The sequence below is a fragment of the Streptomyces sp. NBC_01296 genome (assembly GCF_035984415.1).
GTDB lineage: Bacteria > Actinomycetota > Actinomycetes > Streptomycetales > Streptomycetaceae > Streptomyces.
Window position 1 is genome coordinate 6,762,267 of the sequence record NZ_CP130720.1, and the last position, 19,928, is coordinate 6,782,194.

The following is a 19,928-nucleotide window of genomic DNA, read 5'->3' on the forward strand; positions in this document are numbered from 1 at the left end:
CAGTCCTCCCTCTCGGCGGCCCGGGGGGCCGGGGGACGCCGGTATCGGTGGGTCCTCACCCACCCTCGGCCCCTGCGGTCCGGGGCACCACTGAGCCTGCTCCATTCAGATTCCGGCGGAGCTTTGCATAAAAGTGCGGCGGTACGTATAGTCATGCCATCAAGGAGGAGGGTCCGATGGTGGTACGTGTAGCGGTGGCCGGAGCGAGCGGGTACGCGGGCGGAGAGGTCCTGCGCCTGCTGCTCTCCCACCCCGAGGTGGAGATCGGCGCGCTGACCGGCAACTCCAACGCCGGACAGCTCCTCGGCAGCCTCCAGCCGCACCTGGTGCCGCTCGCCGGCCGGACCCTTGAGGCGACCACGCCCGAGGTCCTCGCCGGCCACGACGTCGTCTTCCTGGCCCTGCCCCACGGACAGTCCGCCGCCGTCGCCGCCCAGCTCGGCGAGGGCGTCCTCGTCATCGACATGGGCGCCGACCACCGGCTCAAGGACTCCGCCGACTGGGACGCGTTCTACGGCGCCCCGCACGCCGGCACCTGGCCCTACGGGCTCCCCGAGCTGCCCGGTGGCCGCGCCGCGCTGGAGGGGGCCAAGCGCATCGCGGTTCCCGGGTGCTTCCCGACCGCCGTCACCCTCGCCCTCTTCCCGGCCTACGCCGCGCAGCTGGCCGAGCCGGAGGCCGTGATCGTCGCCGCCACCGGCACCTCGGGGGCCGGCAAGGCGCTCAAGCCGCACCTGCTCGGCTCCGAGGTCATGGGCTCCGTGAGCCCGTACGGGGTGGGCGGCGGGCACCGGCACACCCCCGAGATGGTGCAGAACCTCAGCCCGATCGCCGGGCAGAAGGTCTCCGTCTCCTTCACGCCGACCCTCGTGCCCATGCCGCGCGGCATCCTGGCCACCTGCTCCGCCAAGGCCCTCCCCGGCACCACCGCCGACGCCGTGCGCGCCGCGTACGAGAAGGCGTACGCGGACGAGCCCTTCGTCCACCTGCTGCCCGCGGGGCAGTGGCCGGCGACCTCGTCCGTCCACGGTTCCAACGCCGTTCAGATCCAGGTCGCGTACGACGGGTCCGCGCAGCGGATCATCGCGATCAGCGCCATCGACAACCTCACCAAGGGCACCGCCGGCGGCGCGGTGCAGAGCATGAACATCGCCCTCGGGCTCCCCGAAGAACTCGGGCTTTCCACGATCGGAGTCGCGCCGTGACGGTTACGGCAGCACAGGGGTTCACGGCCGCGGGCATCGCGGCCGGGATCAAGGCGAACGGCAACCCGGACCTGGCCCTCGTGGTCAACCACGGGCCGCGGCTGGCCGCGGCGGGCGTCTTCACCTCCAACCGCGTCAAGGCCGCGCCCGTGCTCTGGTCCGAGCAGGTCCTGCGAGGCGCCTCCGTCAGCGCGGTCGTCCTCAACTCCGGCGGCGCCAACGCCTGCACCGGACCCAAGGGCTTCCAGGACACCCACGCCACCGCCGAGAAGGTGGCGCAGGCGCTGGGCGGCGAGCACAACGCCGGCGAGGTCGCCGTCGCGTCCACCGGCCTGATCGGCGTCCTGCTCCCCATGGACAAGCTGCTCCCCGGCATCGACACCGCCGTCGCGGCACTGTCCGAGGACGGCGGCGAGGCCGCCGCCATCGCCATCAAGACCACAGACACCGTGCACAAGACGGCCACCGTCACCGCCCAGGACGGCTGGACCGTCGGCGGCATGGCCAAGGGCGCGGGCATGCTCGCCCCCGGCCTGGCCACCATGCTCGTCGTCCTCACCACCGACGCCGACCTGGACAGCGGCACCCTCGACAAGGCGCTGCGCTCCGCCACCCGCACCACCTTCGACCGGGTCGACTCCGACGGCTGCATGTCCACCAACGACACGGTGCTGCTGCTCGCCTCCGGGGCCTCCGGCCAGGTGCCGGCGTACGAGGCCTTCGCGGAGGCCGTACGGACCGTCTGCGACGACTTGGCCCGCCAGCTGATCGGCGACGCCGAGGGCGCCAGCAAGGACATCCGCATCGAGGTCGTCGGCGCGCTCACCGAGGGCGACGCGGTCGAGGTCGGCCGGTCCATCGCCCGCAACAACCTGCTCAAGTGCGCCATCCACGGCGAGGACCCCAACTGGGGCCGGGTGCTCTCCGCCATCGGCACCACCCGGGCCGCCTTCGACCCGGACCGCCTCAACGTGGCCATCAACGGCGTCTGGGTCTGCAAGAACGGCTCGGTCGGCGAGGACCGCGACCTGGTCTCCATGAAGGACCGCGAGGTCCGCATCACCGCCGACCTGGCGACCGGCTCCGAGTCCGCCGTGATCTGGGCCAACGACCTGACCGCCGAGTACGTCCACGAGAACAGCGCGTACAGCTCATGAGCGACGAGAAGGCCGGCCAGCCCGGCACCGGAACCGCGCGCAAGCACACCGCGCTGCCCAAGGCGCAGATCCTCATCGAGGCCCTTCCCTGGCTCACCCGCCACAACGGCAAGGTCGTCGTCATCAAGTTCGGCGGCAACGCCATGATCGACGAGGACCTCAAGGCCGCCTTCGCCCAGGACGTGGTCTTCCTGCGCCAGGCCGGCCTCAAGCCGGTGGTGGTGCACGGCGGCGGCCCCCAGATCAACGCGCAGCTCGACAAGCAGGGCCTGGTCAGCGAGTTCAAGGCCGGCCTGCGCGTGACGACCCCCGAGGCCATGGACGTCGTACGGATGGTCCTGGCGGGGCAGGTCCAGCGCGAGCTGGTCGGGCTGCTCAACGAGCACGGGCCGCTCGCCGTCGGCATGACCGGCGAGGACGCCCACACCATCACCGCCACCCGGCACACCCCGGAGATCGACGGCGAGCTCGTCGACATCGGCCGGGTCGGCGAGATCACCGCCATCGACACGGGCGCGATCGAGGCGCTGCTGGCGGACGGCCGGATCCCGGTCATCTCCTCCATCGCGCGCAGCGCCGACGACCACCACGTGTACAACGTGAACGCCGACACGGCGGCCGCGGCGCTCGCCGCCGCGCTGGGCGCCGAGACGCTGATGGTGCTCACCGACGTCGAGGGCCTCTACGCGGACTGGCCGAACAGCGACGAGGTCATCAGCCGCCTCACCGTCAGCGAGCTGGAGAAGCTGCTGCCCGAGCTGTCCAGCGGCATGGTGCCCAAGATGGAGGGCTGCCTGCACGCCGTCCGCGGCGGCGTGAGCACGGCCCGCGTGATCGACGGGCGGGTCCCGCACTCGATCCTGCTGGAGATCTTCACCGACGAGGGAATCGGCACGATGGTCGTGCCCGACGCACAGGGAGGGGTGCGCACATGACGGGCCATCAAGAGACCGGCGACCAGGGGACCGGCGGCCGGCAGACCGGCAACCAGCGGTACGGCGCCCGTTGGCAGGACACGCTGACCAACAACTACGGCACCCCCGCGCTGGCCCTCGTACGCGGCGAAGGCGCCCAGGTCTGGGACGCGGACGGCAGGCAGTACACCGACTTCGTCGGCGGCATCGCGGTCAACGCCCTCGGCCACGCCCACCCGGCGATCGTCGAGGCCGTCACCCGGCAGATCTCCACCCTCGGCCACGTCTCCAACCTCTACGCCTCCGAGCCGGTCCTCGCGCTCGGCGAGCGGCTGCTCCAGCTGTTCGGTCGGCCCGGTCGGATTTTCTTCTGCAACTCCGGAGCCGAGGCCGTCGAGGCCGCCTTCAAGATCGGCCGGCTGACCGGGCGGACCCACATGGTCGCCACCGACGGAGGCTTCCACGGCCGGACCATGGGCGCCCTCGCGCTCACCGGCCAGCCCAAGAAGCAGGACCCGTTCCTGCCGCTGCCCGGCGATGTCACGCACGTCCCGTACGGCGACGTGGAGGCCCTGCGGGCTGCCGTCACCGAGGAGACGGCGCTTTTGGTCATCGAGCCGATCCAGGGCGAGAACGGGGTCATCGTGCCCCCGGCCGGCTACCTGACGGCCGCCCGGGAGATCACCCGGGCCACCGGCACCCTGCTCGTCCTCGACGAGGTGCAGACCGGCATCGGGCGCTGCGGCCACTGGTTCGAACACCAGGCCCACGCGGGCGTGGAGCCCGATCTCGTCACGCTCGCGAAGGGGCTCGGCGGCGGTCTGCCGATCGGCGCCGTCGCCGCCTTCGGTCCCGCCGCGGACCTGCTGCAGCCCGGCCAACACGGCACCACGTTCGGCGGGAACCCCGTCGCGTGCGCCGCCGGCCTCGCCGTCATCGACACCATCGCCGCCGACGGCCTGCTCGACCGGGTCAAGGCGCGCGGGGAGCGGCTGCGCTCCGGAATCGAGGCTGCCGGGCACCCGCTGGTCTCCCATGTCCGTGGTGAGGGCCTTCTCCTGGGTATCGTGCTGACCGGACCGCTCGCACCGCAGGTGCAGCAGGCGGCCCAAGATGCCGGCTTCCTGGTCAACGCGCCCGCCCCCGACGTCGTACGGCTCATGCCGCCGTACGTACTCTCCGAGGCCGAGGCGGACGCGTTCGTCCGGGCCCTGCCCGGCATCCTCGACGCAGCCAACGGGGACGGACACACCGGGGAATGAGACGACGATGAGCCAGGCGCAGGACCACGAGCAGCACGGCCCGTCCGTTCCGCAGACCCGCACCGCCCGCCACCGCCGGATCGTGGACATCCTCAACCGGCAGCCGGTCCGCTCCCAGAGCCAGCTGGCGAAACTGCTCGCCGACGACGGGCTGAGCGTCACCCAGGCGACGCTCTCCCGCGACCTCGACGAGCTGGGCGCGGTGAAGATCCGCAACACCGGCGGCGAGCTGATCTACGCGGTGCCCAGCGAGGGCGGTTTCCGCACCCCGCAGGCCCCGCTCGGCGAGTCCGCGAAGGAGGAGCGCATGCGGCGCCTCTCCGGGGAGCTGCTGATCTCGGCGGAGGCCTCCGCGAACCTCGTGGTCCTGCGCACCCCGCCGGGTGCGGCCCAGTTCCTCGCCTCGGCGATCGACCAGGCCGAACTCCGCGAGATCCTGGGCACGATCGCCGGTGACGACACGTTGATGCTGATCAGCCGCGACCCGTCCGGCGGCCAGGCCCTCGCGGACCACCTGCTGAGGCTGGCCCAGAAGGAGAGCTGAGCGGGGACGTCCGGGGCGCCGGAAATCCGGTGCCGGACCCGGCGCCGCCGACATAGCCTCGGGCCGTGCTTCAAGTCGTCCTCGCCCTGTCGGTGTTCGTCGTGACCGCCGCCGTGTACGGGCCCATCGGCCTGCGGTGGCGGCGCCGGGCCCGGATCCGGCGCGAGATCCTCCGGCTCGTCGCCGCCCTCGAACTCGAGCCGTACCACGCCGCCCTGCTGCGGAACGAGGAGACGGAGGCGGCTGCCGCCGAACTCGTCCTCGGCAGGTACCTCCGCATCGACGGGGAGGGAGCGGCGTTCTTGACCGAGGAGGGCCGCGACCCCGCCCGGACGCCGGCCCACCCGCTGCCCGCCGCCCTGCTGGAGGCCGTGCGCCGGCACGATCCCGAGCCCGTTTCGATCGGCTGGATCGACCGGTACGACGAGGGGTACGTGAAGCGGCGCGGCGCGTACGGGACGGAAAGGGACGCCCGGCTGCCCGATCTCCCGCGCATGCCGGACGACGAGGGGAGTCGACTGTCGGCCTGCTGCGGCTGCGTCGGCATCGTCCTGGTGATGTTCTTCTGGAGCCTGGCGGGCGTGCTGCTGCTGGCCGAGCGGCCGCACGGGGTACGGGAATGGGCCTGCGCCGCGGTGGCCGCGCTCGGCCTGGTGGCGCTGGCGTTCGCAGAAAGGGCCGGCAGGGAGGTCCGGGCGCGGACGGAGTGCGGCGACCCGCTGGGGGACCTGGTCCGCGCCGAGCCGCATCCGGCCTTCGCGGCGCTGGACGAACAGCAGCGCTGCCACGTCCTGCGGAGCATCGGTGACCGCAACGGGTGGCGCGGCGCCGACGCGGTCGTCGACGAGGGCGAGGACGAGGACGACGAGTGGCTGGACGACAAGGTCTGGTGGGAGGACGCGTACGAGTACCGGGCCGCCGACGAGGACGAGGTCGAGCCCGAGCCCGACGGCGATGCCGCACCCCCTGGCACACGGCCTAGTAACGGGTGACGGCCAGCGGTCCCTCCTGCGTGCCGATCGCGATGTGCGGGCGTCGGTCCGGGTCGGCCCAGCGCAGGATCGACCGCATGTCCCGCTCGGCCACCGACACGCAACCGGCCGTCGCGCCCTTGCCGTTGACGTGCAGGAAGATGCCTGCGCCCCGGCCGTGCACCGGCCGCTCGTAGTTGAAGCCGATGACCAGCGCGTGCGCGTACTGCTTCTCGTAGGTGACCAGGTGCTCGGCCTCGCCCGGCGCGCAGTCCGCGGGCAGCGGCTCCACCCAGCGGTTGTACGCGGCCGACGCGTTGTCCTGGCACCACCAGGAGTCCGCGGTCACCCGCCGGTAGCCGTACTCCGTGCCGGCCGGCGCCCGCCCGATCCCGAAGGCGTACGGCAGCTCGTACAGGCCCGTCGGGGTGGTGCTGGTGCCCTGCGTGCGGGTCGCGCCCTCGGTGAGTCCGTTGGCCCCGAAGCGGGCGGGCGCGCTGCCGGCCTCGAACCAGCGCCCCGCCCGCCGGTCCCACCAGGTCAGCCTCCCCGTGGTGGATCCGGGCGCGGGCGCGACGGCGGTGATCAGCTGGCTGCCGCCGCCCGTGTCGGCGAGACGGGCCGGCAGCGGCGCAGGCCCGTACGGGCCCTGCGACAGCAGGCTGGTGACGATCAGTGAGCCGGTGACAAGGGCGGTACGCAGCACATGTCAGACAGTACGGGGCGGAAGGGGCACAGGCAGTGCAGGCAGGCCGTCGACGCTCACTGCGACCTTCTTCTCGCAGTACTCGCCGAACTCCTCGTCCGTCTTGCGGCCGAAGTACTCCGCGTGGAGGGTGCGCTCACCCTGGTACTCCATGAAGGGAACGGCGTACCCGCACACATCGGCGATCCGGCGGGCGTGGACCAGGATGACCGCCCGGGCGGACGGCCCGTCGGCGTCACCGAACAGGCCGATCAGTTCACCCCAGCGGGGGTCGTCGCGGAAGACGGCCTCGCCCTCGCCGTGGATGCGCACGATGTTGGGCGGCCCGCTGAACGCGCACCACATCAGCGTGATCCGGCCGTTCTCGCGGACGTGGGCGATGGTCTCGGCGCCGCTGCCGCCGAAGTCGAGGTAGGCGAGGGTCTGCTCGTCGATGACGACGAGCGTGCCCGCGCGGCCCTTGGGGGACAGGTTGACATGGCCGTCACCCGCGAGCGGGGCGGTGGCCGTGAAGAAGACCGGCTGCTCCTCGATGAACTTGCGCAGTCGGCCGTCGATACGTTCGTAGAGCTTTCCCATGATCCGATTATCGGCTGGAACGGCCGGTTCAGGCCGCGGAATTTCAGACCCACAGACCTCGGCGCGAGCGCGACAGCCGCCGGTCCTCGTCGTGCGGCGACCGTGTGAGCAGCGCGTCCAGTTCCGCGCAGTCGTTCTCCTGCAGACCCAGGCGGGCGCGCCACCACCGCAGCCGGTGGACGGGGAGCAGGTGCGCCGACGCCGCCAGCAGCGCGCCGAGCTCCGCACGCTCCGCCTGTCTCTCCTGCAGAGCGTGGAGCCAGCTCCACCCTTGCACCGTGTCCGCCGCGACCCGGCGCAGGCCCGGGTCGGGGTCCGCCGACAGGGCCACCGCGGCACGCAGCGCGGCGATTCCGCCCTGGGCGCGCAGCAGGTGGAACGCGGCGCGCCGGGTGTGCACGGGCCGGTCGGGGGCGGTACGGGCGGCCAGCCCTTCGGGGTCCAGCCGCCGCGCCACGGGACGCAGGCAGAGCCCGGCCTCACGGGCCACCGACGCCGACGGATCGTCCAGCAGCGGGAGCAGGGCCGCGTCGTCGGGGGTGGCGTCCAGCCGGCGCAGCCCGGTCAGGGCCGCGGCCCGTACCACCCCGGAGGGATGGTCCAGCAACTCGCTCAGCAGCGGGGCGTCGGAGCGCGGGGCGCATTCGCAGAAGCCGGTCACCGCATACCGGCTCACGTGCTCCGGGCCCACGAGGAGCCCGAGGTAGTGCGTGTACGGGTCGCCGCCGTCCTGGCGCAGCAGCCAGCGCGCGCAGGCCCGTACGAGACCGGACGGGTCGGTGAGGTGCCGGGAGGCCTCCGCCGCCCGGCCGGCCCGGCGCAGGGCGGTGACCCCGGCGGCCCGGACCATCGGAATGCGTCCGCGGAGCAGGGTGTCGACCGCCTCGTCGTCCGGCCCGTCGGCGGCCATTGCCGCCAGGGCGGCGTCGGTCCACGTCCGGCACGCCGGCGAGTCGTGCTCCGAGGCGGCCTGCCGGGCGAGCTCGCGCACGCCGAGCCGCCCGTCGGCGACGGTGAGGCGGGCGGCGAACCGCCGGGTCGCAAGGTCCGCCGTCGCGCGCAGGCGGTCCAAGATGCGGGCGCGCTGCTCTGCGGTCAGCGAGCTCCAGCTCCACGTGGTCGAGGGCCGCCCGGGACGCCACCACGCGGCGAGGAGGGAGTACCGGCCGCTCAGTGCGGCCTCCAGCTGGCCCACCGCCCAGGCGCCGTGCTCGCGCCGACCCAGTCGCAGGGCGAGCGGCACGAGGGCGATGAGCGTGTTCTCGGGGTCCAGGGCCACGATCCTGCCGAGCACCCGCCGGGCGCGCTCACGTACCGCCGGGGCCCAGTCGGCGCACCGGATCAGGACGAGCAGGAGCGGCGGGTTGCGCCACGCGGCGAGCGCGGACGCGCGGATCCGCCCGTCGGCGTCGCACAGCCGCGCCTCGAGCCGGTTGCTGCGCAGGGGCTCGTACGGGCGGGAGGCCAGCCGCCGCACCTCCCTGTCGAAGGCGATCCAGACGTCCGGCCGGTGCGAGGGGAACCTGCCGGACGCGTAGGTGTCCGGGCGCCGCAGCAGCACCCGCGCCGCGTCGGTCACGTCGGTCTCCGGCCGCCGCAGCAGCGCGAGCGCCGCGTCGTGCCCCTGCGCGATGTCCTGCCGTATGAGCGGCATGTGTCCTCCCCCGAATCAACCTGCCCGCTGATCGTAGGGGGCCGCCCACGGGTCCCGCGCCTGATATCCGGGCTGGTCAGCGGCACGGCGACGGACTCGATTGACGAAACATACGGACTACTGCATAGTTATGCCTACGAGGATGCACCGTGGAAGGAGAAACCCGTGACCGAGCGCGTCGTGCTCCGCTTCGAGGCCGGCATCGCCGCCCTCGGCCCCGACCTCACGTGCATGGCCCCGGTCCGCGACCACGCCACGACCCGGGACAAGGCCATCGCCTTCCACGAGGCCAAGGACCTCCCCGTCGCGACCACCGAGAAGCCCCCGTACTCCATCGACGCGGTCGCGGTACGCCGCGACCTCGCCTGACGGACCAGCAGGCCGGCAGTACCCGACTGCCTCCCCGTTTCCTCCGCGGCGGGGAGGCAGTTTCACATCCGAAGCCCATGCACATGCAGTCTTGAGGAGCAGTAGCTGTGAGCAGCAACAACGGTGGTGACGTCCGGCTCTGGGGCGGCCGGTTCGCCGACGGCCCGGCCGAGGCCCTCGCCAAGCTGTCCGCGTCGGTCCACTTCGACTGGCGCCTCGCGCCGTACGACATCGCCGGATCCCGCGCCCACGCCCGCGTCCTCGCCAAGGCGGGCCTGCTGACGGCGGACGAGCTCGACCGCATGATCGCCGGCCTCGACCGGCTCGAAGCCGACGTCGCCGACGGCTCCTTCACCGGCACCATCGCCGACGAGGACGTGCACACCGCCCTGGAGCGGGGCCTGCTGGAGCGGCTCGGCGCCGACCTCGGCGGCAAGCTGCGCGCCGGCCGGTCCCGCAACGACCAGGTGGCCACCCTCTTCCGGATGTTCCTGCGCGACCACGCCCGGATCGTCGGCGGCCTGATCGCGGACCTGCAGGACGCGCTGGTCGGCCTCGCCGAGACGCACCACGACGTGGCGATGCCCGGCCGGACCCACCTGCAGCACGCGCAGCCGGTGCTCTTCGCGCACCACGTACTGGCCCACGTGCAGTCGCTGTCCCGGGACGCGGAGCGGCTGCGGCAGTGGGACACCCGGACCGCGGTCTCCCCGTACGGCTCCGGCGCGCTGGCCGGCTCCTCGCTGGGGCTGGACCCGGAGGCGGTCGCCGCCGACCTGGGCTTCGAGCGCGGCTCGGTCGGCAACTCGATCGACGGCACGGCCTCCCGCGACTTCGTCGCCGAGTTCGCCTTCATCACCGCGATGATCGGGATCAACCTGTCCCGGATCGCGGAGGAGATCATCATCTGGAACACGAAGGAGTTCTCCTTCGTGACCCTGCACGACGCCTTCTCGACCGGGTCCTCGATCATGCCGCAGAAGAAGAACCCGGACATCGCGGAGCTGGCGCGCGGCAAGTCGGGCCGGCTCATCGGCAACCTGACGGGCCTGCTGGCCACCCTCAAGGCCCTCCCGCTCGCGTACAACCGCGACCTCCAGGAGGACAAGGAGCCGGTCTTCGACTCCTGCGACACCCTCGAGGTCCTGCTCCCGGCCTTCACCGGGATGATGGCCACCCTCACGGTCAACCGGGAGCGGATGGAGGAGCTCGCTCCGGCCGGGTTCTCGCTCGCCACGGACATCGCGGAGTGGCTGGTCAAGCAGGGCGTGCCGTTCCGGGTGGCGCACGAGGTGGCCGGCGAGTGCGTGAAGGAGTGCGAGGGGCTCGGGATCGAGCTGGACGAGCTCACGGACGAGCAGTTCGCGAAGATCTCGGAGCACCTCACGCCGGAGGTCCGTACGGTCCTCAACGTCCCCGGCGCCCTCGCCTCGCGCAACGGCCGGGGCGGCACTGCCCCCTCGGCGGTCGCCAAGCAGCTCGCGGAGCTGAAGGCCGACCTGGTCATCCAGCACGCCTGGGCGACCCACAAGCACTAGCGGCCGTGACGCCCGCGGGGGCGGGGGGAGCACCGGCTCCCACCGCCCCCGCGGGCGTGTCCGTACGCGCTAGCGCACCGGGTGCTCCGGTTCGTAGTTGGTCAGGACGCAGCCCTCGACCTGGGACTTCTCCAGCCGGTACCCGGAGGGGGCGGAGAAGCCGGGCACGCAGTTCAGGTACAGGAACTGCAGCTGGTACAGGCCGAAGCGGGCCGACGGGTCGTTGGTCTCGACCGCGATGTTCTCCCCGACGAGCAGCATGCTCACGGTCGCCTTCAGCTTGCCGTCGTCCTTCAGATCGGCCTGCTGGGCGGCCTTCGCCTTGGTCTGGAGCTTCTTCATGTCGCCGACGGTGTCGAGCCAGCTCAGGTTGACGGCGCGCTGCGCCCCCGCGGGCTGACCGCACAGCGCGCGGCCCGTGATCCCCCAGTCCAGCGCGTTCCCCTTCACGGCGGGCTGGTAGTCGATGGACGAGATGGCCACCGCGTCGGGGTCCGTGGAGAAGTGCTCCTTGCAGTCCAGGCTGTTGCCCACGAGCGTGCGCAGTTCGGCGATGCTGCCCGCGCGGGCGAGCCCGAGGCTGCCGGTCTTCGGCTGGCCGAGCTTCTCGCCGCCACCGCCCGCCGGGTCCTGCGGGGTCTCGAAGTTCGGGCTGCCGGAGCCGTCCTCGGCGGCGAAGAAGTCGGTCAGGCCGCAGCCCTCCACCAGCGGCTTCTCGGACTTGTACCCCTCGGGTGTGCGGCCGCCCGGGTTGCAGACCAGGACGCGCATGTTCCCCTGGACCAGGGCCATGGCGGACTTCGACTTGGTGGGGAAGGCGACGAAGCCCTTGCCGACCAGGACGTTGCTGAAGAGCCCGTAGGCCCCGTCGCCCCCGGCGATCTTGTCCATGACGTACTGCCGGTAGCCCGCCTGGAACGCCTTCATGTCCTTGGGGACGGCGATGGCGATGTTGCCCTTCGCGCGCCCGTCGCTGCAAACGCCGACCTCGGTGACCGACCACTGCCCGACCTTGGGGAAGTCGCCGCTCGGCAGCCTCGGGTCGTCGGGCTTCGTCCCCAGGTCCTCGCACCCGGTGAGCTGGCGCATGTACTGCTGCGCCTCGGCGAGCGAGCCCGCGGTGGCGGCGCCGGCGGTGGCGGCGGAGGAGGCGGCCGCGGAGGAGGCGGCCGCGCCCGGCGGGGCCGCCTGGCCGTCTCCCTTGCAGGCGGGGAGGGCGGCGAGACAGGTGAGGGCGGCGGTCGTGGCGAGGATCCGCTGGATGCGCATGGGTCGCTTTCGTCGGAAGGCAAGATCGCGGGGGTGGCATGTGCATGCTAGATCGGGCCGGTGAGCATGATCAAAACCGCGGTCCGGCCCCGGTCCGTCACGCCGCCCAGCCGGCGAGCCGCTCGAAGTCGCCCCGGACCAGGCCGATCCGCTCGTCGATGCGCATCAACAGCGCCCGCGCCGGATGGAGCTGGTCCACGTACTCCCGGTCCATCGCCGTGATGTCGTCGTCGATCCACGCGAACTCCCGCTCGCCCGCGTACTCCAGGATGTACTGCGTCTTCCAGAAGGTGCCGCGCGGGGCCCGCCCGTGCATCTGCGGCCAGTCGATGTACGGCAGCCGCGGCAGGCCCAGGTGCGGGCCTATCCACTCGTTCGCCTCGTCCTTCCAGGTGGTGGCCCAGACCAGCTCGTACGAGCGCGCCAGCGCGAGCAGCTGCGCGCCGTGGGTGTGGTTCAGCCAGACCCGCAGGGGCCGGCGGCTCTCCGCCCCGGTCCAGCCGGTCGGGCGCATCCGGTGGGTGGAGTACCCCTCGGGGCGGCGCTGGGCCTGGGCCGCATAGGGGTTCAGCGGGCCGTCCACGTCGATCAGCAGCAAGGGCTTGGGCGTCATCTCGGCAGCCTTCCGTTCGGGGCGCCCCGGGGCACCCCTTTTATTGGGTGAGACATGGATGTCTCATTCGGGGTATGCTTGTCTCATGGCCATGGACCGTGACCAGGTGCTCCGCGACGCCGCAGCCCTGCTCTCCCGCAAATCGACCGCCACGATGGACGAGGTCGCCCGCGCCGCAGGCATCGGGCGCGCGACCCTCCACCGGCACTTCGCCGGGCGCGACGCCCTCGTACGGGCCCTCGAGGAACTCGGCATCCGCCAGTTCGAGACGGCCTTCGACAACGCCCGCCTGGACGAGGGCACGGCGGTCGAGGCGCTGCGCCGGCTGGTCGCCGAGGCCGAGCGCGACGCCCAGCTGCTGGCCTTCCTCGTCACCGAGAACCAGCTCTTCGAGGGCGACCAGGTCAACGAGGGATGGGCCCGGCTCGACGCCCGCGTCAGCGCGCTCTTCCGGCGCGGCCAGGAGCAGGGCGACATCCGGATCGACCTGAGCCCCGCCTGGCTCACCGAGGCCCTCTACGGCCTCATCGGCACCTGCGCCTGGGCCGTCATGGACGGCCGGGTCGCAGCGAAGGACTTCCAGTACATGATCATCGAGCTGCTGCTCGGTGGCGCCCGACGGAGTGTGGAGAAATGAACCGCATGGAGCAGCTGACCCAGGAGAAGGGGACGGAGGCGATCACGGGCCGGGAGAGCAGGGGGCGCTGGCTGGCGCTCTGCGTGCTCGTCCTGGCCGTTCTGCTGGTCGCGGTGGACGCCACCGTACTCGGTCTCGCCACGCCCTCGCTCAGCGAGGACCTCAAGCCGTCCGGCACCCAGCTGCTGTGGATCGGCGACATCTACTCGTTCGTGATCGCCGGCCTGCTCGTCTCCATGGGCTCCCTCGGCGACCGCATAGGCCGCAAGAAGCTGCTCCTGGTCGGCGCGACCGCCTTCGGCGCCGTCTCCGTCCTCAACGCCTACGCCACCAGCCCCGAGATGATGATCGTGGCCCGGGCCCTGCTCGGCGTGGCCGGCGCGACGCTGATGCCGTCCACCCTCGCGCTGATCCGGAACATCTTCCACGACGCCAAGGAGCGCAGCCTCGCCATCGGCATCTGGGGCGCCACCGCCTCCGCCGGCGCGGCCATCGGGCCCGTCGTCGGCGGTGCCCTGCTCCAGCACTTCTGGTGGGGCTCGGTCTTCCTCATCAACCTGCCCGTGATGATCGCCCTGGTCCTCGTCGGCATCAAGCTGCTGCCCGAGTCCAAGAACCCGGTCGCCGGACCCTGGGACCTGGTCAGCGTCGCCCTCTCCCTCGTCGGCGTCATCGCCGTCGTCTACGCCGTCAAGGAAGTCGCCACCCACGGCGTCACCCGGGGCGTCGGGGCCGCCGCCGTCATCGGCGCCGCGTGCCTGTACGCCTTCGTCCGCCGCCAGTTCAGCCTGCCGTCGCCGCTCCTCGACATGCGGCTCTTCCGGCACCGCGGCTTCTCCGGTGCGGTCCTGGCCGACCTGCTGACCGTCTTCGGCCTCTCCGGCCTCGTCTTCTTCCTCTCCCAGTTCCTCCAGCTCGTCCAGGGCCGCGACCCCCTGGAGGCGGGCCTGGCCGAACTGCCCGCCGCCATCGGCGCGGTGGTCACCGGCCTGATCGCAGGCCGGTACGCCCGCCGGTACTCGGTACGCTCGATCGTGACCGGCGGCCTCGCGGCCATCGGACTCGCGCTCGGCGCGCTCACCCTGATCCACAAGGAGAGCGGCTACCCGCTGCTCGGCGCGGCCCTGCTGGTCGTCGGCCTCGGCGCCGGCTTCTCCTTCACCGTCACCGCCGACGTGATCCTCTCCAGCGTCCCCAAGGAGCAGGCGGGTTCGGCCTCGGCCGTCTCCGAGACCGCGTACGAACTCGGCGCTGCCCTCGGCATCGCCCTGCTCGGCTCCATCGTCACGGGCGTCTACCAGGGGTTCACCGCCCCGGCCTCGGTCCCCGGGCCGGTCGCCGACGCCGCGCACGCATCGCTGGGCGGCGCCGTCGAGGCCGCCAAGGCCGTGGACCCCGCGACCGCGCAGACCATGGTCGCCGCGGCCCAGGAGGCCTTCGTGGACGGCCTGCGGTTCGCCTCCGGCGTGGGCGCGGCCGTGCTGCTGGCCACCGCGGTGGCGGCCTGGTTCCTGCTCAAGGGGCAGAAGCTCCAGGACGGCGTCGGGCACTGATCGCCCGCCCCCCAAGGGGTGGTGCCCTGCGCAGAGTTGACAGTCCGTTGACGCGCAGGACACCATCCCCGCGATGGAGATCAACGAGCTGACCCCGGCGGAGCGCCGCGTATGGGACGCCTTCCCGCGCGGCGACGGCGTCGACTTCCGGGAGCACCCCGAGGACAGCTCCGTGGACGGGGCCGGATGGGGGCCTGAGCGCACCGTCCGGGCCGAGGTGCTGCGCGCCCTGCTGCTCGGCGCCGGCCGCGCGGAGGAGGGGCAGGTCGCCGGGATCAAGCTCAAAGGGGCCAGGATCGTAGGCAAACTCGACCTCAGGTACGCGGTCGTCGACCACGCCATCCGGCTGCGGGACTGCTGGTTCGAGCGCAAACCCCTCCTGTACGGCGCCCAGCTGAAGGCACTCGTCCTCGGCTACTCGACGCTGCCGGGCATGACCGCCGCCAACGTGCGCGTGGATCTGGTCCTGCGGCTCTCCTGCTGCCGGATCACCGGCCCCGTACGCCTCCAAGGCGCCAGGATCTCCGGAGGGCTCTTCCTCCAGGGAGCCGTGATCGGGCCGGTCCCCGACGAGGAGGCGAGCGAGGCGGCGCTCCAGCTCAACCACGCCGAGGTCGGCACCGACATCATCGCCAACGACCTGACGGTGCACGGCCAACTGCGACTCAACGGTGCCATCGTGGGCGGACAGGTCCAGCTCGACGGCGCCCGCCTGCTCGCCCCCGGCGGCATCGCCCTCCACGCCGAGACGCTGAGCGTCGGCACCGACCTGCGCGCGCACCGGCTGCAAGCCCGCGGCACGGTCAACCTCACCGGCTCCCGCATACCCGGCCAGGCGAACTTCACCCGTGCCGACCTCGGCAAGCCCGGCGGGACCGCCCTGCGCGCCTCCAGCTGCGCCATAGGCGAGATGTGGCTGCGCCGGTGCCCCCCGATCCAGGGCGAGGTGAACCTGCGGCGCTCCACCTTCGAACTGCTGCACATCGATCCGGACACCTGGCCCGAGCGGATCGCCATCGACGGCCTGACCTACCGCACCCTCGCCCCGCACCTGCCGCCCGAGCGGCGGCTGCCCGCGCTGGAGCGCGAGGAGTCCGGGTACCTCCCGTACGCCTACGAGCAGCTCGCCGCCGCCTACCGTACGGCCGGGGACGAGGCGGGCGCCCGCACCGTGCAGCTCGCCAAGCTGCGCGAGCACCGACGCACCCTGCCCCGGCACGCCAGGCTCTGGGGGCTGCTCCAGGACGCCACCGTCGGTTACGGCTTCCGGCCGCTGCGCGCCGCGGGCTGGCTGCTGGCGCTGCTGCTCGTGGGCTCGATCGCATACAGCCTGCACGCGCCCCGGCCGCTGAAGGCGGGGGAGGCGCCCGACTTCAACGCCGTGTTCTACACGATCGACCTGATGCTGCCGATCATCGGCTTCGGCCAGGAGTCCGCGTACGCGCCGAGCGGCTGGTACCAGTGGTTGTCGTACGTGCTGATCGTGACCGGCTGGATCCTCGCCACGACGACCGCGGCGGGCGTCAGCCGGTCACTTCAGCGGCAGTAGCCGGGAGGGTCAGGCCGCCTTCGCCTTGGTGGCGTACATGTCCACGTACTCCTGGCCCGAGAGCCGCATGACCTCCGCCATCACCGAGTCGGTGACGGCGCGCAGCACGTAGCGGTCGCGGTCCATGCCCTCGTAACGGGAGAACTCCATCGGCTCGCCGAAGCGAACGGTGACCCGGCCCGGGCGCGGCATGCCCGCGCCGCCCGGCTGGAGCTTGTCGGTGCCGATCATCGCGAAGGGGACCACCGGGGCGCCGGTCATCAGGGTCAGGCGGGCGATGCCGGTGCGGCCGCGGTAGAGGCGGCCGTCGGGGGAGCGGGTGCCCTCGGGGTAGATCCCGAAGATCTTGCCCTCCTCGAGGATCCGGCGGCCGGTCATCAGGGCGGCGACGCCGCCGTTCGCGCCGTCACGGTCGACCGGGATCATGCCGGCGCCGGTGAAGAACCAGGCCATGGCGCGGCCCTTGATGCCCTTGCCCGTCACGTACTCGTCCTTGCCGATGAAGTGGACCGTGCGGTCGCACACCAGCGGAAGGATCATGGAGTCGATGAAGGTGAGGTGGTTGCCCGCCAGGATCACCGGCCCGGTGCCCGGAATGTTCTCGATGCCCTCCACGCGGGTGCGGAACATCATGCGCATGACCGGTCCGACAGTGGCTTTGATGAGCGATGTACGGAACAACGTGAGCCCTCCGGCATCGAAAAGCGGTTTCGCACCACACGGCGGTAGTGCAGGTGAGGACGATACTCGTGGGTCAGCTCCGAGTGCACATCGGGTTCACGAGGTGGATACACAGTGTTGACGCACGTTTCCGCCATGTTCCCCGCGGGCCCACCCCCGCGCCACCGGCTGCTGCCTACGATCGCCACGCCGAATCGGGCCGCAGGAACCCGGAGACCCCGGGTGCCGCCGGCCCTTCCATACGACAGGAGTGGCACTCATGACGCAGGGTGGGGCAGCACGGCGCACGGTCCTGGGGGCGGCCGTCCTGGCGGCGGGCGGCGGCATGGCCGGACTCTCGGCGGGATCCGCCTCGGCGGCGCAGACGGTGCAGACGGCACGGACCAGCCAGGCGGCTCAGGCCGCGGACTCGGCGGACTCGGCGGAGGCGGCCTTCGCGGCCGACGCGCGCCACGGCGGCGACTACCGGGACCTCCCCGTCCCGCTGGTCATCGGCCACCGCGGGGCCTGCGGCTACCGGCCCGAGCACACCCTCGGGTCGTACCAGCTCGCCCTCGACCTGGGCGCGGACGTCGTCGAGCAGGACCTGGTGCCCACGAAGGACGGCCACCTGGTGTGCCGCCACGAGAACGAGATCGGCGGCACCACCGATGTCGCCGACCACCCCGAGTTCGCCTCCCGCCGTACGACCAAGTCGATCGACGGGGTCGCGGTCACGGGCTGGTTCACCGAGGACTTCACCCTCGCCGAGCTGAAGACCCTGCGGGCGAAGGAACGCATCCCCGCCGTCCGCCAGCGCAACACGCTCTACGACGGCCGGTGGGACGTGCCCACCTTCGAAGAGGTGCTGCGCTGGGCCGACCGCGAGGGCAAGCGGCGCGGCAAGCGCATCTGGCTGCACGTCGAGACCAAGCACCCCACGTACTTCCGGTCCCTGGGCCTGGGTCTCGAGGAGCCCCTCGCCAAGCTGCTGCGCCGCTACGGCCGCGACGGCCGGAACGCACCGCTCTTCCTCCAGTCCTTCGAGCCCTCCAGCATCCAGCGGCTCTCCAAGCTGGTCTCCGCCCCGCGCGTGGTCCTGCTGTCCGCGGCGGGCACCCGGCCCTGGGACTTCGAGCAGGCCAAGGACCCGCGGACGGTGACGGACCTGGTCAAGCCCGAGGGCCTGAGGTGGATCGCCGGATTCGCCCAGGGCATCGGCCCGACCATGGACCTCATCCTCCCGCGCGACGCGGCCGGGAAGCTCGGGACCCCGACCACGCTGGTCAAGGACGCCCACGCCCGCGGGCTCGTGCTGCACCCCTACACCGCGCGCAACGAGAACAGCTTCCTGCCGGCCGAGTACCGCAAGGGCACCGACCCGGCCGCCTACGGGGACGCCTTCGGCGCCTTCAAGACGTACTTCGAGCAGGGCATCGACGGCATCTTCACGGACAACGCGGACACCGGACTGCTCGCGGCGGAGGCCTTCCGCCCGGGCCGCGGTCGCTAGGGGTCGTCCCGGGTCGTCTCGGGGCGCCCTTCGGACAACGCCGGTCCGCCGCGCGTCAACAGACAAGCGGAACATCACGTACGGGTGAGCTGTGCCGGGCGGGGAAACCGCCGGGCACGGCCCGTGCGTCCCGCCCGGCATGGACCTGCTGAAGGACTCCGAACTCCTGAAGGAACTGGGCCCGCTGCTCTCCGCCGAGGCGGCCGCGGAAGCCCCGGGCACCGGCGTGGAAGCGGCCGACCTGGAACAAGCCGTCTGGGTCAGGCTGCTGGAACACGACCCCGCCCCCGCCGAACCGGCGCGCTGGCTGCGCCGGGCGGTGCGTGCCGAAGCCCGCCTCGCCCGGCGCCGCGCCCGCCGCGAGATCCCGTACGGCGGCCGGCCCGGGAGCGCGGGCGCCGAACCCGAAGACGCCCTGCTGCACGGGGAGGAGAACCGCGCCCTGCGGTCGGCGGTCGCCCGGCTGCCCGGACGGTGTCCGGAGCTCATGAGGGCACTTCTTTCGCCCAGAGACCTCACCTACCGTGAAATCGCAGGAGAGTTGGGTATCTCACAAGGAAGTTTGGGACCCGTCCGTTCCCGATGCCTGGGATGTCTGCGCAGAATGCTGGCGTCAGAGGTTGCGGCTCCTCGCCTTCGGGGAAGGGAGCGGTAGACCAATGGGCTACCAGGTGAGCGGGAGGCATGCGCACATGGGCATGAGCGTGACCATTTCGGCGGCAGCTGCCGAGGACACTGAGCAGATCCTCAAACTGCAGTACCTGGCGTTCCAGCGCGAGGCCGAGCTGTACGGCAACTACCGCATCCAGCCGCTCACCCAGACCCTGGACTCCCTCAAGGCGGAGCTGGAGGCGGACACGGTACTGGTGGCCCGGCTCGGCGACGAAGTGGTCGGCACCGTGCGCGGCAAGGTCGACGAGGACGGCACCGGCAAGATCGCCAAGCTGTGCGTCCACCCGCGCCTGCAGGGCCACGGGCTCGGCGCCCGGCTGCTGCGCGCCGTCGAGGAAGCCCTCGCGGGCCACGGCGACACCACCCGCTTCCGCCTGCACACCGGGCACAAGAGCGAGTCCAACCTGCGGCTCTACCGCAAGGCCGGCTACGTACAGGTCGGCGGCCGTACGGCTTCCGACGGCGTACGCCTGGTGATCCTGGAGAAGGAGGCCACCGACGCGGCCGACTTCGCGGTCAGCGCCTGACGCTCGACGTCGGACACCCAGGGCCGAGGGCCCAGC

The 19,928-nt window shown here is 72.2% G+C and carries 19 protein-coding genes and 1 pseudogene; 14 read left to right on the forward strand and 6 right to left on the reverse strand.

Annotation, left to right across the window (positions count from 1 at the left end; translation table 11 throughout):
• Positions 1-176: 176 nt before the first annotated feature.
• From argC to OG299_RS30835, 6 genes are all read left to right on the forward strand, one after another.
• Positions 177-1,205, forward strand: coding sequence for an N-acetyl-gamma-glutamyl-phosphate reductase (argC, locus tag OG299_RS30810; protein WP_266630898.1), 1,029 nt, complete (start codon positions 177-179; stop codon positions 1,203-1,205).
• Entirely contained in the window at positions 1,202-2,362 is a 1,161-nt protein-coding gene (argJ, locus tag OG299_RS30815; RefSeq protein ID WP_327363228.1) for a bifunctional glutamate N-acetyltransferase/amino-acid acetyltransferase ArgJ, read from the forward strand. Before argC ends, argJ begins: the two co-directional genes overlap by 4 nt.
• Positions 2,359-3,297 (forward strand): acetylglutamate kinase, encoded by a 939-nt coding sequence (gene argB, locus OG299_RS30820; RefSeq protein ID WP_266630902.1) that lies wholly within the window; start codon positions 2,359-2,361, stop codon positions 3,295-3,297. The genes argJ and argB overlap by 4 nt, the downstream gene beginning before the upstream one ends.
• Positions 3,294-4,538: an acetylornithine transaminase gene (locus OG299_RS30825; protein WP_327363229.1), complete on the forward strand. Its 1,245-nt coding sequence runs from the start codon at positions 3,294-3,296 to the stop codon at positions 4,536-4,538. The genes argB and OG299_RS30825 overlap by 4 nt, the downstream gene beginning before the upstream one ends.
• Before the next feature lie 7 nt (positions 4,539-4,545).
• Complete coding sequence (locus OG299_RS30830) at positions 4,546-5,082, forward strand: arginine repressor (protein WP_266630905.1); 537 nt, start codon at positions 4,546-4,548, stop codon at positions 5,080-5,082.
• A gap of 65 nt (positions 5,083-5,147) precedes the next feature.
• The gene (locus tag OG299_RS30835) at positions 5,148-6,074 is read left to right on the forward strand and encodes a hypothetical protein (protein WP_327363230.1); all 927 of its coding nucleotides are present in this window, start codon (positions 5,148-5,150) and stop codon (positions 6,072-6,074) included.
• Here the strand turns inward: OG299_RS30835 and OG299_RS30840 are convergent.
• From OG299_RS30840 to OG299_RS30850, 3 genes are read right to left on the reverse strand one after another with little or no spacing between them, the layout of a single operon-like run.
• Positions 6,061-6,756 (reverse strand): L,D-transpeptidase family protein, encoded by a 696-nt coding sequence (locus OG299_RS30840; protein WP_399849666.1) that lies wholly within the window; start codon positions 6,754-6,756, stop codon positions 6,061-6,063. The genes OG299_RS30835 and OG299_RS30840 overlap by 14 nt on opposite strands.
• Positions 6,757-6,762: 6 nt before the next feature.
• Positions 6,763-7,338: a pyridoxamine 5'-phosphate oxidase family protein gene (locus tag OG299_RS30845; protein ID WP_327363231.1), complete on the reverse strand. Its 576-nt coding sequence runs from the start codon at positions 7,336-7,338 to the stop codon at positions 6,763-6,765.
• 43 nt (positions 7,339-7,381) lie between these two features.
• Positions 7,382-8,992 carry a hypothetical protein gene (locus tag OG299_RS30850; RefSeq protein ID WP_327363232.1) on the reverse strand — a complete coding sequence of 537 codons (1,611 nt, stop codon included), beginning with the start codon at positions 8,990-8,992 and terminating at the stop codon, positions 7,382-7,384.
• A 183-nt stretch (positions 8,993-9,175) separates the two neighbouring features.
• Between OG299_RS30850 and OG299_RS30855 the strand changes: the two are divergent.
• A pseudogene (locus OG299_RS30855) lies at positions 9,176-9,331 on the forward strand (argininosuccinate synthase domain-containing protein); the annotation flags it as partial.
• A 137-nt stretch (positions 9,332-9,468) separates the two neighbouring features.
• Entirely contained in the window at positions 9,469-10,899 is a 1,431-nt protein-coding gene (gene argH, locus OG299_RS30860; protein WP_266630910.1) for an argininosuccinate lyase, read from the forward strand.
• Between the two features lie 69 nt (positions 10,900-10,968).
• On the opposite strand, the gene OG299_RS30865 is transcribed toward argH, so the two are convergent.
• Both OG299_RS30865 and OG299_RS30870 read right to left on the reverse strand, forming a co-directional pair.
• Complete coding sequence (locus OG299_RS30865; protein ID WP_327363233.1) at positions 10,969-12,168, reverse strand: hypothetical protein; 1,200 nt, start codon at positions 12,166-12,168, stop codon at positions 10,969-10,971.
• A 97-nt stretch (positions 12,169-12,265) separates the two neighbouring features.
• Positions 12,266-12,781, reverse strand: coding sequence for an HAD domain-containing protein (locus tag OG299_RS30870; RefSeq protein ID WP_327363235.1), 516 nt, complete (start codon positions 12,779-12,781; stop codon positions 12,266-12,268).
• 85 nt (positions 12,782-12,866) lie between these two features.
• Between OG299_RS30870 and OG299_RS30875 the strand changes: the two genes are divergently transcribed.
• The 3 genes from OG299_RS30875 to OG299_RS30885 all read left to right on the forward strand — a co-directional run bounded on the left by OG299_RS30875 (position 12,867) and on the right by OG299_RS30885 (position 16,520).
• Positions 12,867-13,418, forward strand: coding sequence for a TetR/AcrR family transcriptional regulator (locus OG299_RS30875; protein WP_266630925.1), 552 nt, complete (start codon positions 12,867-12,869; stop codon positions 13,416-13,418).
• 5 nt (positions 13,419-13,423) lie between these two features.
• Entirely contained in the window at positions 13,424-14,971 is a 1,548-nt protein-coding gene (locus OG299_RS30880) for an MFS transporter (protein WP_266633689.1), read from the forward strand.
• 73 nt (positions 14,972-15,044) lie between these two features.
• On the forward strand, positions 15,045-16,520 hold the full coding sequence (locus OG299_RS30885) for a membrane-associated oxidoreductase (RefSeq protein WP_266630926.1): 1,476 nt from the start codon (positions 15,045-15,047) through the stop codon (positions 16,518-16,520).
• Positions 16,521-16,529: 9 nt separating this feature from the next.
• Here the strand turns inward: OG299_RS30885 and OG299_RS30890 are convergent, their stop codons facing one another.
• Positions 16,530-17,159, reverse strand: a complete 630-nt coding sequence (locus OG299_RS30890) for a lysophospholipid acyltransferase family protein (RefSeq protein ID WP_266630927.1) — start codon at positions 17,157-17,159, stop codon at positions 16,530-16,532.
• A gap of 301 nt (positions 17,160-17,460) precedes the next feature.
• Here OG299_RS30890 and OG299_RS30895 point away from each other — a divergent pair, with 301 nt between their 5' ends.
• The 3 genes from OG299_RS30895 to OG299_RS30905 all read left to right on the forward strand — a co-directional run bounded on the left by OG299_RS30895 (position 17,461) and on the right by OG299_RS30905 (position 19,892).
• Entirely contained in the window at positions 17,461-18,693 is a 1,233-nt protein-coding gene (locus tag OG299_RS30895; RefSeq protein WP_327363236.1) for a glycerophosphodiester phosphodiesterase, read from the forward strand.
• Positions 18,694-18,832: 139 nt separating this feature from the next.
• Positions 18,833-19,348 carry an RNA polymerase sigma factor gene (locus tag OG299_RS30900; protein WP_266630929.1) on the forward strand — a complete coding sequence of 172 codons (516 nt, stop codon included), beginning with the start codon at positions 18,833-18,835 and terminating at the stop codon, positions 19,346-19,348.
• Positions 19,349-19,385: 37 nt separating this feature from the next.
• A complete protein-coding gene (locus OG299_RS30905) occupies positions 19,386-19,892 on the forward strand; it encodes a GNAT family N-acetyltransferase (protein WP_266630930.1) in 507 nt (168 codons plus the stop codon).
• The last annotated feature ends 36 nt before the right edge of the window (positions 19,893-19,928 follow it).

Coding starts and splice junctions, on each gene's coding strand:
- argC (WP_266630898.1), top strand. CDS start 177: ATGGTGGTACGTGTAGCGGTGGCCGGAGCGAGCGGGTACGCGGGCGGA.
- argB (WP_266630902.1), top strand. CDS start 2,359: ATGAGCGACGAGAAGGCCGGCCAGCCCGGCACCGGAACCGCGCGCAAG.
- OG299_RS30825 (WP_327363229.1), top strand. CDS start 3,294: ATGACGGGCCATCAAGAGACCGGCGACCAGGGGACCGGCGGCCGGCAG.
- OG299_RS30830 (WP_266630905.1), top strand. CDS start 4,546: ATGAGCCAGGCGCAGGACCACGAGCAGCACGGCCCGTCCGTTCCGCAG.
- OG299_RS30845 (WP_327363231.1), bottom strand. CDS start 7,338: ATGGGAAAGCTCTACGAACGTATCGACGGCCGACTGCGCAAGTTCATC.
- OG299_RS30850 (WP_327363232.1), bottom strand. CDS start 8,992: ATGCCGCTCATACGGCAGGACATCGCGCAGGGGCACGACGCGGCGCTC.
- OG299_RS30865 (WP_327363233.1), bottom strand. CDS start 12,168: ATGCGCATCCAGCGGATCCTCGCCACGACCGCCGCCCTCACCTGTCTC.
- OG299_RS30870 (WP_327363235.1), bottom strand. CDS start 12,781: ATGACGCCCAAGCCCTTGCTGCTGATCGACGTGGACGGCCCGCTGAAC.
- OG299_RS30875 (WP_266630925.1), top strand. CDS start 12,867: ATGGCCATGGACCGTGACCAGGTGCTCCGCGACGCCGCAGCCCTGCTC.
- OG299_RS30880 (WP_266633689.1), top strand. CDS start 13,424: ATGGAGCAGCTGACCCAGGAGAAGGGGACGGAGGCGATCACGGGCCGG.
- OG299_RS30885 (WP_266630926.1), top strand. CDS start 15,045: ATGGAGATCAACGAGCTGACCCCGGCGGAGCGCCGCGTATGGGACGCC.
- OG299_RS30890 (WP_266630927.1), bottom strand. CDS start 17,159: ATGCGCATGATGTTCCGCACCCGCGTGGAGGGCATCGAGAACATTCCG.
- OG299_RS30895 (WP_327363236.1), top strand. CDS start 17,461: ATGACGCAGGGTGGGGCAGCACGGCGCACGGTCCTGGGGGCGGCCGTC.
- OG299_RS30900 (WP_266630929.1), top strand. CDS start 18,833: ATGGACCTGCTGAAGGACTCCGAACTCCTGAAGGAACTGGGCCCGCTG.
- OG299_RS30905 (WP_266630930.1), top strand. CDS start 19,386: ATGGGCATGAGCGTGACCATTTCGGCGGCAGCTGCCGAGGACACTGAG.